The organism is Aliinostoc sp. HNIBRCY26 (genome assembly GCF_050235535.1).
Lineage (GTDB): Bacteria > Cyanobacteriota > Cyanobacteriia > Cyanobacteriales > Nostocaceae > Trichormus.
On record NZ_CP189852.1, the window covers coordinates 3,462,256 to 3,480,479 of the forward strand.

Sequence of the window (18,224 nt, forward strand, 5' to 3'; positions counted from 1 at the left end):
CTGCGTACACCAGAAAACATGAAAAAGTCTTTCTCTTACACCCCTATACCCCTTTTTCAAGCTAGAACGGTGTAGATAATTCAAGGTTTGTAGTGTACTCCTCCGGGGAAGCAAACTACGCGCAAGCGTCTCGTAGAGAGGATGGAAGTCCTTACTACGAAATAGATACTAATCTTTTTACATTACTTCACTATAGTTTGGTTTGTTCAAGTCGTTCTACTTAAACTCGCCAGTAAGTATTTGAGTTCAAGCTCCTAATTTAGTTATTGTCTGGCATGGTAGATGAAATTTACGATAGCGCATCAAAGAGATGATAATTATGACAAATTTGCATTTAAAACGTGTAGTAGTGACAGGTTTAGGAGCAATTACACCTGTAGGAAATAGCGTAGCAGAATATTGGCAGGGACTATTACAAGGTCGTAGCGGTGTTGGGCCGATTACAGCCTTTGATGCTTCAAAACATGACTGTCGAATTGCCGCAGAAGTCAAAGATTTTGACCCATGTGATTATTTAGATCGCAAGGATGCTAAACGTATGGATCGCTTTGCCCATTTTGCGGTCTGTGCCAGTTTACAAGCGATCGCAGATGCTAAATTTACAATCAGTGAGTTAAATGCTCCTTTAGTTGGCGTAGTTATTGGAAACGGTTGTGGAAGCATTCATGTTTTAGAAACGCAACAAGAAATTTATCTCACCAAAGGCCCAGACCGATGTAGTCCGTTTTTAATCCCAATGTTCATTGCCAATATGGCTGCTGGATTAACAGCGATTCATACAGGAGCAAAAGGGCCTAACTCTTGTACTGTTACAGCTTGTGCTGCGGGGGCGAATGCTGTAGGAGAGGCTTTTCGTTTAGTCCAGCAAGGTTATGCACAAGCAATGATTTGCGGTGGTACAGAAGCTCCCATTACACCTTTATTAGTAGCTGGGTTTGCTGCGGCCAAAGCTTTATCAACCCGTAATGCAGAACCTACTCGCGCGTCTCGTCCTTTTACCTCTGATCGTGATGGCTTTGTCATGGGAGAAGGTGCTGGCATTTTATTGCTAGAAGAACTAGAACACGCCAAAAGCCGTGGAGCTAAAATCTATGCAGAAATAGTTGGCTATGGAATGACTTGTGATGCTTACCATATGACATCACCTATTCCGGGGGGGATAGGAGCTGCTAGAGCTATAGAGCTAGCAATCAAAGATGCTGGTTTATTTACCGATCAAATCAACTACATCAATGCTCATGGTACTAGTACATCAGCTAATGATCTCAATGAAACCTTAGCCATCAAAAAAGCACTAGGAAAACACGCTTACAATGTCAGTATCAGTTCCACAAAATCTATGACTGGTCATCTTTTGGGCGGTTCTGGGGGTATTGAAGCTGTGGCCACAGTCTTGACAGTCGCTAACGATGAAATTCCTCCCACCATCAATTTAGAATCTCCCGATCCAGAGTGTGATTTAGATTATGTTCCCCACCATAGTCGAAAACAACAGGTAGACTTAGCCATTTCTAATTCTTTTGGTTTTGGTGGTCATAATGTGAGCCTAGCTTTTAAAAAATTTGTAGAATCTTAATTAAGGTACAAACAAAATTCCGTCAAGAAAAGAAAAGTAAGAGGATGTTTGAAAAGTCCTTAATGATGAATCAAATACTGTCAGATCCTCCTAAATTATTCTTTTGAATAAAAGTTAGGAGGGTCTACTAGTGTTTAAAATCATAGGTAATTACTTCTCCAACAACCTTTAATTTTTAGGACAATCTTCTAAAATTCCTGCTACTCTAAGAGAGTAAAAAGCTAGGACTATTTTGCTTTTGCTATAGATAATCAAAGAAACTTCTATGAATGATGCTCAAGACAAGAATTCCGATCAAAAAGAGGCTATTACTCATTTGGGCAGAGTAGCTGATATCATTTTCGCACTGGCTATGGCACAGTGTTTCTTAGCTCTTGATTTTCCCGAAAAGCTTCAGCGTCCCACAAATTCAGAAGTTATCGCATTTTTACTAGCACAAATTACACCGCTCACCAGCTACGCGATCGCATTTGTGATTGTGGGTTTTTATTGGCTCGATCATATTAAACAATTCAAATATTATAAGAAATCAGACACTATTCATATCTCACTTTACCTACTCTATCTCATGGGGATGTTTCTCATTCCTTACTCTGATACTTTAGTAATTTATTTTCCTGACAACGCGATCGTTAAAATATGTTTTAGTATTAACACCACTTTCATCGGGTTAATGTCTTTTTTAAATTGGACTTATGCGACTCATAAACACCGACTGATTTTTGATGAAGTTAGTAGTAAAACTATCATTACAACACGCTGGAGAATCTTAATAGAGCCTATTTTCTCCTTATTGACGATAGGAGTTGCAATTTTAGATCAAAATTGGTGGGAATATGTTTGGTTCTTACTACCAATTCCTTATCTATGGGTTGAGCATATTTTTGGTAAGGGTTATATTGAAAGCTATGAACAAGAGAAAAATTATGCTGAAAAAGAAGTGTAGGCTTCCTAAAACCACTCAGCAAATTCAGCTGATTTTCGCCATCAATAGTAATTCCTAAATCTATTAAATTTGGTAAGTTTTTAAATACGCTGTAATCAATGTTTTAGTCTCTGCCAATACTTGTTCGCGGAACTCTTGATTACGGGTGAGAGAAAGCCAGAGTAGTTCGTTAACAATTTTCACAATTGTTGTGGCAATTAATTCACACTTTGCATCGTCTAAAGCTGGACTGCGCCGTTTCAAAAAATTAGCGAGTTCTTGAAGAATCTGTGCATCGTAATTATTTAAAGTGCTGATATCAGCAGCTATCATCAAATCAATCAATTGTTCTAGTACAGCTCGATAGCCAGGATGATCAGTAGCAAACTGGTCAAAAGCGCAAACCATACGATCAACATAAACTTCGATTGGAGCGTCAGCTAATTCAGCGTGAAGTTGTACAAACAGTTGGTATTCCTTTTCAAAGTAGCGATTTGCCCAAGCTTTTAGGATGGCTTCTTTATCAGGAAAGAACTGATAGAGAGACCCCACAGGAACCTCAGCACGAGCCGCGATCGCTCTGGTTGTAGTTTGGTCGTAGCCTAATTCAATAAATAGCTCTTCCGCAACACCGAGAATGTTGAGGACACGCTCTTGGCTGCGTGCCTGTTTCGGCTGTCGCTGTTTTTTCGCAGGCTTTTCCAGATGATTTGTCATGATCAAACATAATCCTTGCAAAAAATGAATACTGTTCATATTATAGAGATATGAACACTGTTCATATCTTATGCTAATTCCATATAATGGAGGTAATTTTATGGAGTTTATGAATCGGGCGATCGCGGAATTACACCTTGTCCCTGATTTTTACTAAACCTTAACTAAAGGATCAATCTTTCTTAGTTGAATTTTTACGTGGAAACTTTATTATTTTTTAAGATGTGCTTCAATAAACATTGATCAAGCAAAAACCCCTGTGTCAGTCAATTTTTAGTTTTGCAAGAAAAACACTAGTATCTGGAGGGTGGTTGCTGTTGCTAAAGCCGAAGATTTTCCAAAGTCAAGATATCTAGTAGCACATAATGACCACTGCTTATACGAATAGTATTCTCGTCTCGCCTTGTTTAGAGATTTAAGGCTTCTGCTGCTGTTCAGTCTTTTACACAGTCAAACGTTCAAACCGTATAGCTTCCAATAACTGCTCGTAAATACTATTTCTACTTTCTGCAAAAATCATAATTGAGATTGTGTAAGAGAAATTACAACATCCTTCTTGGTCTTTGCATTCAAGAATAGACAATATAACTACTGCTAGCGTCATTAAGTTTACATTATGAGTTAGCAAACGAGATGTGCTGGAGTTACTTAAAAAGTAAAATTAAAAACCTGCTGTTCTTAGATAGGTGTGAACTCACATAGCCTTTCCAGAATTTGTTCTAAATTCCAGCAATGAGTGATGCTAGTTCATAGAGAGATGGCACAAAAATAAGTCAAAACCACAGTGAAGTTTTAGATGTGAATGTGATTGTGCAGTAGTGGTAGGTGCAGCCAATCGCTTAATTGGCTCATCTACATAGTCAGAATATCAGACACTTCCCGAAAAGGTGACAAAAATCCTGTGCATTCAGGATAGGTAACTCATGTCCGGATATGTTTATTGATATAGATATTTTCTTGACACTCCCGCACTCGTTCGCCCTAATTCTCCGTATTGGTGCTTGACAAATGTGCTATTTCTCTACGAACTGACTTCTACAATATCCAACTACTGTGATTGAGGACTTTGTTAGATGATCCAGTCTCAAAACCTTCATAGTTTGACTGATGTCCTGACTTACTGGGCTAAGCTACAGCCTGAACGTAGGGCTTATACAATGCTTGATGCTAACGGTCAAGAAGATAGCTACATTACCTACGGGGATTTATATTCCAAAGCTATTAGCATAGCCCAAGGGTTGTTATCTTACCGACTGCAATCACGTAATGTAATTTTGCTTTATCCGCCTGGAATCGAATTTATCGTTGGATTCTTTGGTTGCCTGTATGCGGGTGTATCGCCTGCGCCTCTTCATCCGCCAAAGCGCAATCGTTCTAACAAAAAAATTGCAGATATCGTTCGTGTCACAGAGGCCTCAGCAATCTTACTTCCTACTACACATCAACAAGTTTATCAAGAAGCTTTGATGAAGGAAGAAAACTGGTCTAAGGATGTGATTTATATTCCGACGGATATAAATATTGAGCCATCGATTACCACACACTTACCTCTACCAGCAATTGATGGATCAGCGATCGCCTTCTTGCAGTTTACCTCTGGCTCAACATCACTACCCAAAGGGGTGATGATTACACATTCAAATTGTCTCAATAACCTAGAGATGATTTTGACAATGAGTCAGGCCAACTCCGATTCTACTTCTGTATCTTGGCTGCCACATTATCACGACCTGGGCTTAGTTGCCCACATATTGCATAGCCTTTACAGTGGTGGTCACTGCGTACTACTTGCCCCAGCCACTTTTGCTTCTCAACCTATACAATGGCTACGTGCCATTACTCAATATCGCGCCGCATATACAGGCGCACCAAACTTTGCTTATCAACTTTGTGTTGATAAAATCCAGCCCAGCGACCAGCAGACCCTTGATTTATCCTCGCTGCGGATGGCAATTAACGCCGCCGAACCAATCAATCCGCAAACTATATGGGATTTTTGTGAAAAGTTTGCGGATCAAGGATTCAAACCACATATGTTGCTTCCTGCTTATGGTATGGCAGAGGCAACAGTTTACATTTCTTCTGGACACGTTGATGCCAACCCGGTCTTTAAGGCAGTTGACTGGACAATACTAGGTCAGGACAACATAGTTCAAGCACCAACAGAGGGTGCTAAAGAGAAGATTTTTGTTGGCTGTGGTTTTCCTTGGTTAGATCAAAGGGCTTACATTGTTGACCCCGATAAAAACTGTATATTACCTGCAAATCATGTTGGAGAAATTTGGACAACAGGCTCTAACATCATGGCGGGTTACTACAACAATCCAGAAGCAACAGCTAAAACCCTTGTTTCCCTACCAAATGATGATCGGACTTTCCTACGTACGGGCGATCTAGGTTTCATTGACGAAACTGGCGAACTATACATTACAGGACGAATCAAAGACACCATTATCGTCAATGGTGTTAATTACTATCCACAAGACATTGAACTTTGTATTGAACAAGCACATCCTGATATTCGCTCTAACTGTGTCGCTGCGTTTAGCGTCCCAGGAGAATCTGGAGAAGAGTTAGTAATTTTTGCCGAATTGACAAAGGCTGGAATAATCAACCTGCGCCGCTCTGCATATTTAGAAGAATTAGCTGAAGCCATTTGTTTAGCTCTTGGAGATAACTTTGAAATTCAGTTACGTCAAATAGTGTTTTTAGGGCATTTGCAAATCCCCAAAACATCTAGTGGCAAAATTCGCAGACAGCAATGTAAACAGGACTTTCTTCAAGGTGGGCCTGATGCTATAGCCAGATGGCCTAAAGAAGAATCTACAACTCAATCACAAGGAGAGATAAGTATGTTGAATATTGAAAAAACATTTGAACGTATTACATCTATGGGGCCAATGCACCTCAAGGTCTTTACTAGCCTCATACAGATTCTCACCAAAAAATATCAGGTGCGGATGGCTGACTTTGATGTAGAAAAGTCAATCTTTTTCTATGGGATTGATTCTTTGAAAATCATCGAAATTCATAGCATCCTGGAAGGAGAACTAGCTTGTCAAATTCCTACAGAGGCATTCTTCTACGCAAATACCTTCTTGGGGATGATTGATGATATTGCTCGTGCCATCTCTAGTGAAGATGGACTCAAAGTTCGGTTGACCCATAGCCGACCTTTAAATATTGAAATAGACAACGCCTTAGAATACCTACTCCGCCCTCGTAACAACCAAATCAGTGCTAGCCAAAGCCATCAAACTAATACTTGCTTACTTACTGGAGCATCGGGTTTTGTAGGGACTTATTTTCTTAAGGAATTACTCGATACAACCGATCTCAAAATAGCCTGTTTAGTTCGTGCAGCTAATGAAGAAGCAGGTCTTCAACGTATCAAAAAAACAGCCAAGAAGTTTGACGTTAAGCTCATACGAGGATGGGAAAATCGCGTACAGATCATTATCGGTGATATGTCTAAGAAGCGGTTTGGATTAGAAGATAGCCGCTATGAGGAATTAGCGCAAACCATTGACAGCGTATATCATGTAGCGGCTGTAGATAATTTCTATCTACCATACGACATCATCAAGAACACCAATGTTGTTGGCACTATTGAAGTAGCTGATTTTGCCCTATCTGGAAAAGTCAAAGCGTTTTATAACGTGTCTAGTTGTGCCTCTTCCTTGCTAGAAGATTGCGCCGACAGTCCGATTCCTATCGGTCTAGTCAATGGTTATGCACAAACTAAATATGTCACAGAGCAGATCGTATTGCGTATAGCAGAACAGGGAAATCCTTGGGTTAACTATCGCCTGGGCTATCTATATACTCTTCGAGTGGCAAATGTCGATAAAAACACTCCTTTGAACAAACTCTTTGAATTGATTGAAAAGGCCTATAGCAATATAGGCGATGACTTTTTTATCGATGAAGATGCCTTTGAAAATTTCCTATGTGCTATTGCTCACATAGGTTGCATACCTGATATGGACGCTGATTTCGATTTGATGTCTGTTGAATATGCTGCTAAGGCAATCGTATCTACATCCTTACTGCCTGTTGATGCCAGAAAGAACAATTATACTTTCTACAATCCACTCCCCTTAAGTTGGTCTGATGTCATTGGCTACTTTAAACAACAGGATCAGAAAATCGAGGTTGTACCCATCAGAACTTTCGTTGAAAAGTATGAAGTATATGTCCGCAATACTAACAAGAAGGGCATGAAACTGTTGAAATCTGTGGTATCACCTGAGTTGGAATACCAATTTAATAGAATGTTCCGCAATATCAATACAGATGTTGCTGATGATTATTTACAGTGGTGTCCACCATGTGACCAACAGTTTACTCATCAATATGTAGATTTTGTTTTGAGTAGTGTGGAATAAATCCTTTTGTAATACCAATTTGCAATGGACTAACGTCCCGCTACGCTAACGCAATTCGCAATTAAAAAACTTAGATGCAGTAAAACTTTCAGGGTTTACATCTGTATCAGGTTTTTCGTGAAATGGTATAACCTGTTGTAAATTTAGCTGATTGCTAGCAAGGAATAGTAGTTTTAAAACAATTGGTAGGTAAATAAAATAACAATTTTTACCACCTTAACTTTTACCTTGCTGCAATCATTAATGAATGTGTTCTTTTTTGAGAAAAATTAGATGCTTTGCATAAATTTTGCAAAGTTTAGATTATGATGCAGAACAAACCGATTGATTTTATTGAACGTAACAATATTAAATCCTTACTAGCATTGCTCAGGGACTGGATAGCAATTTTATTAATTATTGCATTTAGTATTTGGGCAGATAATATTGTGGTTTATTTAGTTTCTATATGGATAATTGGTTTATTTCAGTTTGCCCTCGGAGAAGCAATGCTGCATGAAGCTGTTCATGACAACTTATTTACTGAAAAGTCGTGGCATGAGAAGCTAGAATTTATATATGGATTACCTTTCCTCAGAACTATTCATTATTATCGCAAACACCACTTTGCTCATCACAAATATTTGTGGTCAGAAGGTGACTACGTACCTGAAGACTACGAAATATTGGGACTAAATAAACAAGATAAGAATGTATTTTTTATTATGTTTATTAAGCCATTTTTCGGGTTATCTTTATATTATTTTTTAGTAGAAGTGCTATACCCATTTATACAAGATATCTGGACATTTGATACCCTGAAAACCAGTTACAAACGGTATCTATTCTGGATAATAGTCATTCTCGGATTTTCTTGGTCAGGTCATTTAGGTATTTTGTTTTTTTACTGGTTTGTCCCGTTATCATGGTGTTTTTCTTCTTATTCAATCTTTTCAGAAGTTCAACAACATTTTAATACTTATTCAGGTACTAGATCCCTAGTAAATCCTTTTTATGATTTTTTATTTCACAATGGAGGCTATCACTATGTCCATCACTTATGTCCTACCATTCCCTGGTATAAGTTAGCAGAAGCACATCAAGCTTTGTGTGCTGATAATCCCGATATTTCACATGGAATAATGGATACATACAGGCAATTCCTACGTAAAACTCAAGATGGGATAGTAACTCAAATCATAGTCGAAAGAGGTTAGTGAAACTAAGTCTACTAGTAAGAGATTCATTAGCAATCAAGAAAGATGATAAACAATCAACAGACAACACAACAAGTAATCGAAAATTCAGCAAAAGAGCCTATGAAAATGCTGAAGTTCGGGAAGAGTAGTGGGTTTCAAATGGAGTTAACACGACGAGTTAATGAATTGATTCAAACCACTGGGTTACGGGAAAGAGACTGTCCACAAATGTACATCAAGGCGGTTATTCTACTGCTAAGTTTTTTAATTGTGTATGTATCCTTGGTTTTTTTAGCAAAAACATGGTGGGTGGTTTTATCCTTAAGCATTTTACTGGGACTGGTGATGGCCGGAATTGGTTTCAACATTCAGCATGATGGTTCACATAGTGCTTACTCTAGTTATCCTTGGGTTAACAAGCTGATGGCTGCAACTCTAGAGTTAATAGGTTTTAGTTCCTATTATTGGTTGTGGGGACACACTGTACTTCATCATAAATATGTCAATATTACAGGTTATGATACTGACTTTGACTTTGGTATTTTGACACGAAAAACTCCCTTTCAATCATGGTTTGCACATCATCGCTGGCAACATTATTACATTTGGTTCTTGTATGGAATAGATCCAATCCATTGGCATTTTGTCAGTGATTTTGAAAGTTTTTTCACAGAAAAATTCTATGAGCGTCATTATCCTAGACCCAAAGGTGTAAATTTAACTATCTTTTTACTCGGTAAGACCATCTTTTTCACTCTTGCTTTCGGAATTCCCTTGATGTTTCATTCACTCTGGACTGTGCTTGCGTGTTATTTAATTACATCATTCACGTTAGGTATAGTTTTGAATGTAGTATTTTTATATGCACATGAAGTCGAAGAGGCTACATTTCCCATGCCTTTGAAAGATACGGGTATGATTGAAAATGACTGGGCAATCCATCAGATTGAAACTACCGTTAACTTCCCTTGCAATCCTGTACTCACCTGGTTCTTGGGTGGACTTAATTATCAAATCGAACATCATCTGTTTCCCAACATTTGTCATGTCAATTACCCTGCTATTTCCAAGGTAGTTGAAGAAACCTGTCAGGAATTCGGGGTGAAATATAAGAAACACCAATCCATCTGGGGTGGTCTAAAATCACATTTTCGTTGGATGCGTCAAATGGGTATGGTGCATACAATGTAAATTTGTCACTTCATTTTTGCAGAATAATTTTAAGTGATTGAGCAAAATTAATTATATGTACTTAAGGAAAAGCTAGCAGGAAAATATTATATCTTTGTCTATGACAAGGATATAAAAGCTATAAATAAGAAAAAATAGTGACTGATCCTGAAATTTTGTATAATTAATTAGCTGTGTCTAATTACTTAAATAGGTTTGTAAGATGGGCATCTTGCTTCTGAGATTTCGGATTAGCGAGATGCCCACTCTAAAGTGATAAATTATAAAACGGCAATGGCATTGTCCGTGTTGCTGTACATGGCTGAATCCAAAGATTTACTGTGGTAAGGAGTGTATGCTGCGATCGCCGTTATATTACCCTAACTTTCGCTGGCTGTGGTTAGGACAAACTCTAATTTTGTGTGCTGCTCAATTTTGGTTTGTCTCGCTGACATGGCTGGTACTTCAAAAAACGGGTTCAGGATTGGCTGTTGGTACTGTATTAGTAGCTGCGGCAATTCCCCGTGCATTATTTATGTTAGTAGGAGGCGCAATCAGCGATCGCTGGTCAACACGAAATGTTGCTACCATCGCATCTGGAATTAATACTATTTTGATTGGATTGGCTACTGCTTTATTAGTATTTGATGCAGTCAAACTAATATATTTAATTGTGTTAGCGGTTTTGTTTGGATTGTTGGAAGCTATTTTATATCCAGCAATCCTCGCTTTATTACCTCGATTAATCAGAAAATCCCAATTGGCAGAAGCGAATGCTTGGATACAGGGAAGTGAACAGTTTACTGAAGTTATTGGCCCTGCTGGTGCAGGGTTCATCATTGGTGCATTTGGATTAAACATAGCCTTTGCCATCAATACACTCATCTTTGCGTTTGGTAGTTTGTTTATCTATCTAGTACGGACTCGTCGTCGCTCACCTGTAGCTGTGGAACTAGAGGAACAAGCTCTAACAGGTGATATTGTTATAGGTTTAAAATATGCCTGGACACAGCCTGCAATCCGCATTAGTCTGTTACTTCTAGCAATGATTAATTTTGCGATGTTAGGGCCAATCATTATTGGTGTAGCAGCCTTAGTCAATGCAAGATTTGGAGGTGATGCCACAACATTTGGTTATCTGCAATCTGCCTACGGCATAGGTGCAGTCATTGGTGTTTTAGTTGCGAGTCAACTGAGTGCAATTAAGAGTCCCAAAACTCCCCTTGTTTCGCTATGTTACGGTCTGGGTGCAGGACTAATAGCACTGGCATTTGAGCAAGATATTTGGAGAGCATTCGGAATAATTGCCTTGATGGGGATAGGAGGTGGGACTGTAACTGTAATGGGTATCACTTGGTTACAACAGAATACAGCTGCAAATATGCAGGGACGGATTATGGGTCTGACAATGTTTGCGGCTGTAGCTCTTGATCCCCTATCTGAAGGCGTTTCTGGGGCATTAATGGATGTGAGCTTACCTGGATTATTCATCTCGGCTGGAATTTTGATGTTACTTACTGCGGTAGTTTCTTCGCTCAGTAAAACTCCCGAAGATGAACCAGCCATTACCTATTCCTCAGATTTAGATGCAAAACCAGTGATTGCCGTCAAGAACCTGAATCACTACTTTGGTTCAGGTGGACTACGCAAACAAGTATTATTTGATATCAATTTAGAGATTTACGCCGGTGAAATTGTGATTATGACAGGCCCTTCTGGCTCTGGTAAAACGACCCTTTTAACTTTAATGGGTGGCTTGCGTTCAGCTCAAGAAGGTAGTCTAAAAATTTTAGGTCAGGAAATTTGTGGTGCAAACAAAAAACAATTAACTCAATTGCGCCGCCAAATAGGTTATATTTTCCAGGCGCATAACCTCATGACATTTTTAACTGCTCAAGAAAACGTGCGAATGTCTTTAGAATTGCACGATCAGTATCTGGATACGGATCTCAACAGTAAAGCGATCGCTATGTTAGAGAGTGTTGGTTTAAAAGAACGTGTCAACTACTATGCGGAAAATCTTTCCGGTGGACAGAAACAACGTGTAGCGATCGCTCGTGCTTTAGTCAGTCATCCTAAAATTGTCTTAGCTGATGAACCTACTGCTGCACTCGATAAAAAATCTGGACGTGATGTTGTTGAATTAATGCAAAAGCTTGCCAAAGAACAAGGTTGTACCATTTTGCTTGTTACCCACGACAACCGTATTTTAGATATTGCTGACCGCATTATTTATATGGAAGATGGGCAACTTAAAAGTAATCAAGTTGATATGGCAAATTACAGGTAACTAAGTTGACGCTGATTCTTTGCTACCTTCGTGCTAACGGGTTCGGGAGTTCGCAATCGACGGGAATTCCTCAGACTGCGACTTCCTCATCGACTCCACAATAAACTACGCAAAATCAAGGTTTTTCACCCTGTGAACAACCTTTATTTAAATTTGCCGATTTTTGTCAGCATTTCAAAGTATCTTACTTAATTCATTTTGGATTCTCATCTCGCTATATACGGCTAAAGTTTCTTTATTGACTCGTCCTGCACTCAACCATTCTAAATTTTGTTGTGCTTGCTCTTTCCAATGAGACAATTCACGAGGATTACTTAGTAATTCTGCTAAAGCTGTGGCTAGAGATTGACTATCTTTGGGTGGCACTAAGATACCCGCTTTGCCATTGTCTAGAGCTTCAGGAATACCATCTACATTAGTAGCCACAATCGCACAACCTGCTTCTCTGGCTTCTGGAATCACCAATGGGGAGGGGTCACGATGGGAGGCGAGAACAAAAATATCAGCTGCTAATAGATAACGTTGTGGTTCTGGCTGAAAACCTTCAAAATGAATGCGATCGCTAACAGCCGTTTTTTGGGCTTTTTGTGTAAAAGCTTCCCTATCTGGGCCATTTCCCACTAAGTAAAGATGTACTTGGGGAAATTGGGGAGCTATTTGGGCGAAAGCATCGATTAACTCACTAATGCCTTTGCGTTGATACATTCCTGCCACAGTGGCGATCGCTGGATGTTGTAATTCTACAGGTTGATACTCTTTAATATTACGAGTGCGAACACTGCCCAATGTTCCATTCGATATTACCCGCAATTTATGCCCAGGAATTCCCCGCCGCACCATTGACTGACAGACGGCTTTGCTCACAGCAATTACCCGATCTGCTAAACCCATGAGTATGGCACTGCGTTGAAATTCATTGTGGACTGTAGAAACTAAAGCATAGTCAGAATTAGCTTTAAGAAGTTTGCCTAACACAACCCCCGTCATCATATGAGCGTGAACGATATCTGGCTGAAAATCTTTGATAATGGCTCGATACCGTCTAACAGCCGGAATTAAATTCATCGGTGTTCTAGCTTGATCTAAAAGAAAATGCTGCACACCATAACTAGCTAATAATTTTTCATATTCTCCACCGGCAGATGCAACAGCCACATCATGACCGTTTTTAGCTTGCAGACAAGCCAAGTCTACAGCTACATTGACGATGCCGTTACCAATTTCTCGGATATGATTCAAGATATGTAGTACACGCATTGACTTTTCAATATTGAGTTCAAATTTCAATCATTTTGGAAATTGGGCAATTCAATTTTGGATTTTGCGGAAAGTCTAAGCGGAGGTTTCCTCCGTAGACGCGCAAGCGGCTTGCCGCAGGCATCAGAACTTTCCAAGACGGATTTTAAATTTTGGATTGGATTTCAATCTAAAATCCGTCTTGAAAAGTTTCCTACGGCGGGAAACCCGCCTACAGAACTTTTCGCAAAATCTAAAATCTAAAATTCTTTTCTCTACACCCCCACTCTTCACCCCGGTAGGCGATACATCATGACTTTGCCTTTGGCATTTTCCTCTACAAATACTAGATACTCGCCATTTGAGCGTCGAAAGGCGCGGATACCGTAGGGTACATCAATCCAGCCGCTTTCCCCTCCGACTTCTGCGCCTGGTGTGAGTATTTGTAGTTGCTTTCCGGTTGAGGCCTGATAGACATAGACTTCTGCTTTTTTACTGGCTACTGCAAAAACTCTGTCTCCCGCTACGTCCATTGATTTAATGTGAAGTTTGGGGTCGGTATTGGGGTTGTAAGGTAAGGCTATCCGCCAACGTAAAGTTTTCTTCTTACTCCAGTTGTCATAACGAACTATCTCCGTACCAACTAAACCCCAATCTCCATCTACATTGGGACGGTCAGTGGTATAGCCACCTAAATACATGACATCTTGTTGGGGAATATACTTGATTCTGGTAAGGGTTTTAAAGGGTGCGGGCATGGGTATTTTCTCGCCAGTGCCTTGACCATAAATCGGACAGCCATATTTATCTAATTTCTGATAAGGATAATGTTTGATGTAGCCTGCTTCGGCGGCTTGCCAAATATCTCCTTTGCTGTCAACTTCCCAACCCCATACAGAACCATCTTCTGCACCTAGAGTTTTGTATTCGTTGCTTTGAATTGCACCATCACCATTAATATCACGCCATAACCAGCTACCATCTTTGGGTTGATTAGGTGGCCATTTGAGATGATTTTTACCGAAAATTCCACAGGGGACAGCAATTTCACCATCAAAGCGGTAGATTAACAGACGTTCTGCCATCATTTCTGAGGAAAGATACATTAAACGCTTGCCACTGAGACGACGGACAAAGGCGGCTGTGGGTGTGGTGTGTAGTCTCCCATCGTCAGGATAACGAAATTTATCTAAGGTGTAGGCTTTATATGTCCATTCTTTACCACTGTTTTTGCTGTAGTCCATGACAAAGTGTTCATTTTTAGTAAACACATCTTTACCATCACTATCAGGATCAGCATCAGCATTATCTAGGAACTGTAAACCTAATAAACGCCACTGGAGTTTGCCGGCGGGAGTGAATTTCCTTAAGTCTGCGCCGGTGTGATTAAAACCGTTATTACTAATGTAAATATTACCGACTTTATCTGTGCCGACTCCAGTAATACCGTACAGTTTTGAGTCTTTGACTTGACCCCGAATATTGTTATAAATTCCGCCTTTGTCGCCAAATGTGCCGATTTTCACTGGTTTATCGGCAACTTTGTACATGAGGATTTGCTGATTTTGACTATTATCTGCTACTAAAAGTTGACCTTGGGGATTAAAAGCGATCGCAGTTGGTTTGGCGACATCTGTAATTTGTGCTAGTTGCTGTCCTTGGGGAGAATAACGGACAATTTTGGCTTGATTTTGGTGATTTTGAACTACCCATACATGATTTTTGCGGTCAATAGCGATCGCACCTGGTTTGGTGACGCTAAAACTGCGTAGTTCTTGCATGGTATCAGTGTTGAAGACACGGACGCGATTACTAGCCACATCACTGACATATAATTCTTTCCCTATAGTGGCTAATCCCGTAACTTCATTTTCAGTATTGATGATCAGCATACTTTTATCCCAACCACGCCCCCCAGTAAAAGGCGCAGGTTTTCCAGACAAGTCATAGCGTCTCACACAATACCAAGTCGTCCCCTTTGGCGGATAATCATCCTCTGGTTTCCCTTCATGACCTTGTTGCATAGCTATATAAAGGTACTGCTGATTACCTGTAATCGCCATTCCTCCTAGTCTTCCCCAGCCATGCAAGTCATCAAATTTACCAATAACATCACCATTTTGGTAAATACCGACTTCTCGGCCTGCTTCATCCCAATGACTATTGATGTAAACTTTACCTTCAGGTGAAACATACATCCCCGCCATTTGGATTTGTACCCACTTACTACCACCAAAACTATTACCTATCCACGATGTTCTATAAGATGTTTTTGTAGCGACTTTGTAAGTATTGGTGGGCAATTTATTTAATGTTCCAGATATAGAATCCCCTATGGGTGTAACAATTACTCCCACTACTAAAGCGAGTATAAAAAGATATATTTTTAAACCTCGAAAATGTTTATTGCGAGATAGTTTTTTGATATACTGACTACAGTTTTGCTGAAGAGTAATAAACTGTGTTCCTAATCGTTTTTCCATAGTTTATTTCAGTTATTAGCGGTTTTGATTCATCTAGCACCTGAATTACTCTGCAATTCAAAGGCTGACATATATTTGATGTTGGCAACTGAATAATTAAGCTAATTTTTGGTAGAACACGTACATAAACTAACAGATGATGACTAGAAACTTTTCCTATTCACAAAAGTTTTATTAAAATCACATAATTAGTTTAAATCAGGACTTACGCAAAAATAATGTAACTCCGTCATTACGAGCGATAGCGACGTAATCTCACATAATCCTGGGATTGCTTCCCTACACTCCGTTCCGGTCGCAATGACATTATCGGCGTTGCGTAAGTCCTATAAATAAGTAAATGTATAAATTAAATCTATTTGTAGTAAAAAGCGAATAGGCTAAAACTCTCTTGTACCCTGCTTACAAAGAGGTTGTTTGAAACCTCCCTGGGGATGTATCAAATACTGTCATATTCCCCTCAATCTACTCCACTAGCTTTCAGCCAGGAAAATCTTCTAACGCAGCATCTACCCCTGAAAAACTTAAAAAAGGGAATTTGATTTTGTTTCTTGTTACCCCTTTTTTAATGATGGCTAGAGGGAAGCGAATTATATGCAGCTTTAAAAAGAATTGGTATCAAATCTGAAATATTCAAAAATTATTTAAGGTGCGTTGGCAAGATAACGCACCCTATTTTACAAGTTAAAACTGTACTGCTTGAGCTGTACCAGCTAAAGAAGTAGTGCGATAAATCTGTGTTTGTCCTTGATTAAATTTAGTCGTCACAGAAAAACGATTAATTGTTGTAATCCCATTGGTAGTAATTGGTGCTTGGTTGCTTTTTCCTAAATTCACCGCAGGTAAAAGTAAACTAAACGTGGTAGGATTACCTTCTACAGTTTTACCAGTGCTGACTGTTACTAATGTTCCAATCTCTAGTCCTACAGTACGGATTTGATCCCCTGTAAAATGTAATGTTTGTTGTCTGTCTTGGTAGTCTAAGCGTGGTCTACCATCAAAGCTGGTGGTTGAGTAGGTAACTGTAATCCCATCGCCTTGAAGTGCATACAAATTTGGTACTTGTCCTTCCAAGGCTTGGGATGGTAATGCGGATATGGTGGTCAAGCCAAGACCTATGGTGAGTAAAGGAATGAGGGTTTTTTTGTGCATGGTTGAAAACCGAGAAATATTTTTCCACGAGTTATTTAACAGGTCTTAAATTTCTATTTATGCAGATTGAATTGTAAATTTTATTTACATAAAAATTCCTAGCTTCACCAGAAATCTAGGAATATCAAGGATTTTCATCACGCACTATGTAACTAATCAACAAAATTAGGTCTAGCTTGACTAGTTGATTCTAGTCTTGTTGTTAAAGCTGTCCAATTTTCTTGTTCAATTAAATTAATTAATTCATCAAGATTCTGGCGATATTTTTGCAGTGAAATCAACAAGGCTTGGCGATTATATTGCGCCATCATCACACCTAGTTCTGGATTTCCTCCACCAACGCGGCTGGTATCCCGAAAACCGGAACTAGCGAGATTTTGGGCTAATTGTAAAACTTCTGGGTCAGTTTCACTCATACAGCTTGTTATCAATGAGGAACTGATCATCACTGGTAAATGAGAAATCCAACTGACGGCGCGGTCGTGTTGTTCTGGTTGACAATGATAGATATTAGCACCGAGCGATCGCACAATTTCTTCTACCTGCGCTACAGCATCGGGCGGCGTTTGTGATGTTGGCGTTAATACATAGGGTCGATTGACAAATAATTTTTTTTGTGCAGCTTCAATTCCACTATCAGTAGTTCCCGCCATTGGATGACCGCCAATAAAATTTGCCCACATAGGAGCAATAGCTGTTACAATGGGTGCCTTTACTGAACCTACATCCGTAATTACCGTAGTTGATTTTAAATGCTTAATTAAATGCTCAACTTGGGGAACAATAAGTCCAATAGGTGTACAAACAAAGATAACTTCTGCGGTTGCTAACAAGTTCATGTTTACAGATGCTACATCGACACTACCTAAAGCTACTGCTGTCTGACAGGTAGATTCCTTGCGACTGACACCTAAAACATGATGACTTTGCGATCGCAAATCATAACCCAGTGAACCGCCAATCAATCCCAATCCTAAAATCCCTATTTTCATCTTTAATTATGTAAGCTGATTATTCTTATTTTCCGTCTACTTGAACCAATATAGGGAAAGGGGAGCAGGAGAGCAAAACTAATGACTAATGACTATTGACTATTGACTATTGACTAA

Annotated in this window: 11 protein-coding genes and 1 pseudogene; 7 read left to right on the forward strand and 5 right to left on the reverse strand. The window is 39.4% G+C overall.

The genetic code is table 11. The features are described from left to right. Nucleotides 1–319 precede the first annotated feature (319 nt). Together fabF and ACQFX9_RS14875 are read left to right on the forward strand one after the other, a co-directional pair. Nucleotides 320–1,576: a beta-ketoacyl-ACP synthase II gene (gene fabF, locus ACQFX9_RS14870; protein ID WP_427162700.1), complete on the forward strand. Its 1,257-nt coding sequence runs from the start codon at nucleotides 320–322 to the stop codon at nucleotides 1,574–1,576. Nucleotides 1,577–1,841: 265 nt separating this feature from the next. Further along, a complete protein-coding gene (locus ACQFX9_RS14875; RefSeq protein WP_427162701.1) occupies nucleotides 1,842–2,522 on the forward strand; it encodes a TMEM175 family protein in 681 nt (226 codons plus the stop codon). A gap of 63 nt (nucleotides 2,523–2,585) precedes the next feature. Here the strand turns inward: ACQFX9_RS14875 and ACQFX9_RS14880 are convergent, their stop codons facing one another. After that, on the reverse strand, nucleotides 2,586–3,218 hold the full coding sequence (locus ACQFX9_RS14880; RefSeq protein WP_427162702.1) for a TetR/AcrR family transcriptional regulator: 633 nt from the start codon (nucleotides 3,216–3,218) through the stop codon (nucleotides 2,586–2,588). A gap of 1,073 nt (nucleotides 3,219–4,291) precedes the next feature. Between ACQFX9_RS14880 and ACQFX9_RS14885 the strand changes: the two genes are divergently transcribed. From ACQFX9_RS14885 to ACQFX9_RS14905, 5 genes and pseudogenes are all read left to right on the forward strand, one after another. Beyond that, a complete protein-coding gene (locus ACQFX9_RS14885) occupies nucleotides 4,292–7,606 on the forward strand; it encodes an AMP-binding protein (protein ID WP_427162703.1) in 3,315 nt (1,104 codons plus the stop codon). A 305-nt stretch (nucleotides 7,607–7,911) separates the two neighbouring features. Beyond that, a complete protein-coding gene (locus tag ACQFX9_RS14890) occupies nucleotides 7,912–8,802 on the forward strand; it encodes a fatty acid desaturase family protein (RefSeq protein WP_427162704.1) in 891 nt (296 codons plus the stop codon). A gap of 45 nt (nucleotides 8,803–8,847) precedes the next feature. Further along, the gene (locus ACQFX9_RS14895) at nucleotides 8,848–9,975 is read left to right on the forward strand and encodes a fatty acid desaturase family protein (protein WP_427162705.1); all 1,128 of its coding nucleotides are present in this window, start codon (nucleotides 8,848–8,850) and stop codon (nucleotides 9,973–9,975) included. A gap of 334 nt (nucleotides 9,976–10,309) precedes the next feature. Further along, nucleotides 10,310–11,494, forward strand: a pseudogene (locus ACQFX9_RS14900) (MFS transporter); the annotation flags it as partial. Nucleotides 11,495–11,551: 57 nt separating this feature from the next. Continuing rightward, complete coding sequence (locus ACQFX9_RS14905) at nucleotides 11,552–12,244, forward strand: DevA family ABC transporter ATP-binding protein (RefSeq protein ID WP_427162896.1); 693 nt, start codon at nucleotides 11,552–11,554, stop codon at nucleotides 12,242–12,244. A gap of 174 nt (nucleotides 12,245–12,418) precedes the next feature. Here ACQFX9_RS14905 and ACQFX9_RS14910 read toward each other — a convergent pair whose 3' ends face one another. The 4 genes from ACQFX9_RS14910 to ACQFX9_RS14925 form a co-directional block, all read right to left on the reverse strand. Continuing rightward, nucleotides 12,419–13,501: a glycosyltransferase family 4 protein gene (locus tag ACQFX9_RS14910; RefSeq protein WP_427162706.1), complete on the reverse strand. Its 1,083-nt coding sequence runs from the start codon at nucleotides 13,499–13,501 to the stop codon at nucleotides 12,419–12,421. A 269-nt stretch (nucleotides 13,502–13,770) separates the two neighbouring features. Next, nucleotides 13,771–15,963, reverse strand: coding sequence for an SMP-30/gluconolactonase/LRE family protein (locus ACQFX9_RS14915; RefSeq protein WP_427162707.1), 2,193 nt, complete (start codon nucleotides 15,961–15,963; stop codon nucleotides 13,771–13,773). A 684-nt stretch (nucleotides 15,964–16,647) separates the two neighbouring features. Next, nucleotides 16,648–17,115, reverse strand: a complete 468-nt coding sequence (locus ACQFX9_RS14920; RefSeq protein ID WP_427162708.1) for a hypothetical protein — start codon at nucleotides 17,113–17,115, stop codon at nucleotides 16,648–16,650. 152 nt (nucleotides 17,116–17,267) lie between these two features. Next, nucleotides 17,268–18,107 carry a prephenate/arogenate dehydrogenase gene (locus ACQFX9_RS14925; RefSeq protein ID WP_427162709.1) on the reverse strand — a complete coding sequence of 280 codons (840 nt, stop codon included), beginning with the start codon at nucleotides 18,105–18,107 and terminating at the stop codon, nucleotides 17,268–17,270. Nucleotides 18,108–18,224 lie beyond the last annotated feature (117 nt).

Coding starts and splice junctions, on each gene's coding strand:
- fabF (WP_427162700.1), top strand. CDS start 320: ATGACAAATTTGCATTTAAAACGTGTAGTAGTGACAGGTTTAGGAGCA.
- ACQFX9_RS14875 (WP_427162701.1), top strand. CDS start 1,842: ATGAATGATGCTCAAGACAAGAATTCCGATCAAAAAGAGGCTATTACT.
- ACQFX9_RS14880 (WP_427162702.1), bottom strand. CDS start 3,218: ATGACAAATCATCTGGAAAAGCCTGCGAAAAAACAGCGACAGCCGAAA.
- ACQFX9_RS14885 (WP_427162703.1), top strand. CDS start 4,292: ATGATCCAGTCTCAAAACCTTCATAGTTTGACTGATGTCCTGACTTAC.
- ACQFX9_RS14890 (WP_427162704.1), top strand. CDS start 7,912: ATGATGCAGAACAAACCGATTGATTTTATTGAACGTAACAATATTAAA.
- ACQFX9_RS14895 (WP_427162705.1), top strand. CDS start 8,848: ATGATAAACAATCAACAGACAACACAACAAGTAATCGAAAATTCAGCA.
- ACQFX9_RS14910 (WP_427162706.1), bottom strand. CDS start 13,501: ATGCGTGTACTACATATCTTGAATCATATCCGAGAAATTGGTAACGGC.
- ACQFX9_RS14915 (WP_427162707.1), bottom strand. CDS start 15,963: ATGGAAAAACGATTAGGAACACAGTTTATTACTCTTCAGCAAAACTGT.
- ACQFX9_RS14920 (WP_427162708.1), bottom strand. CDS start 17,115: ATGCACAAAAAAACCCTCATTCCTTTACTCACCATAGGTCTTGGCTTG.
- ACQFX9_RS14925 (WP_427162709.1), bottom strand. CDS start 18,107: ATGAAAATAGGGATTTTAGGATTGGGATTGATTGGCGGTTCACTGGGT.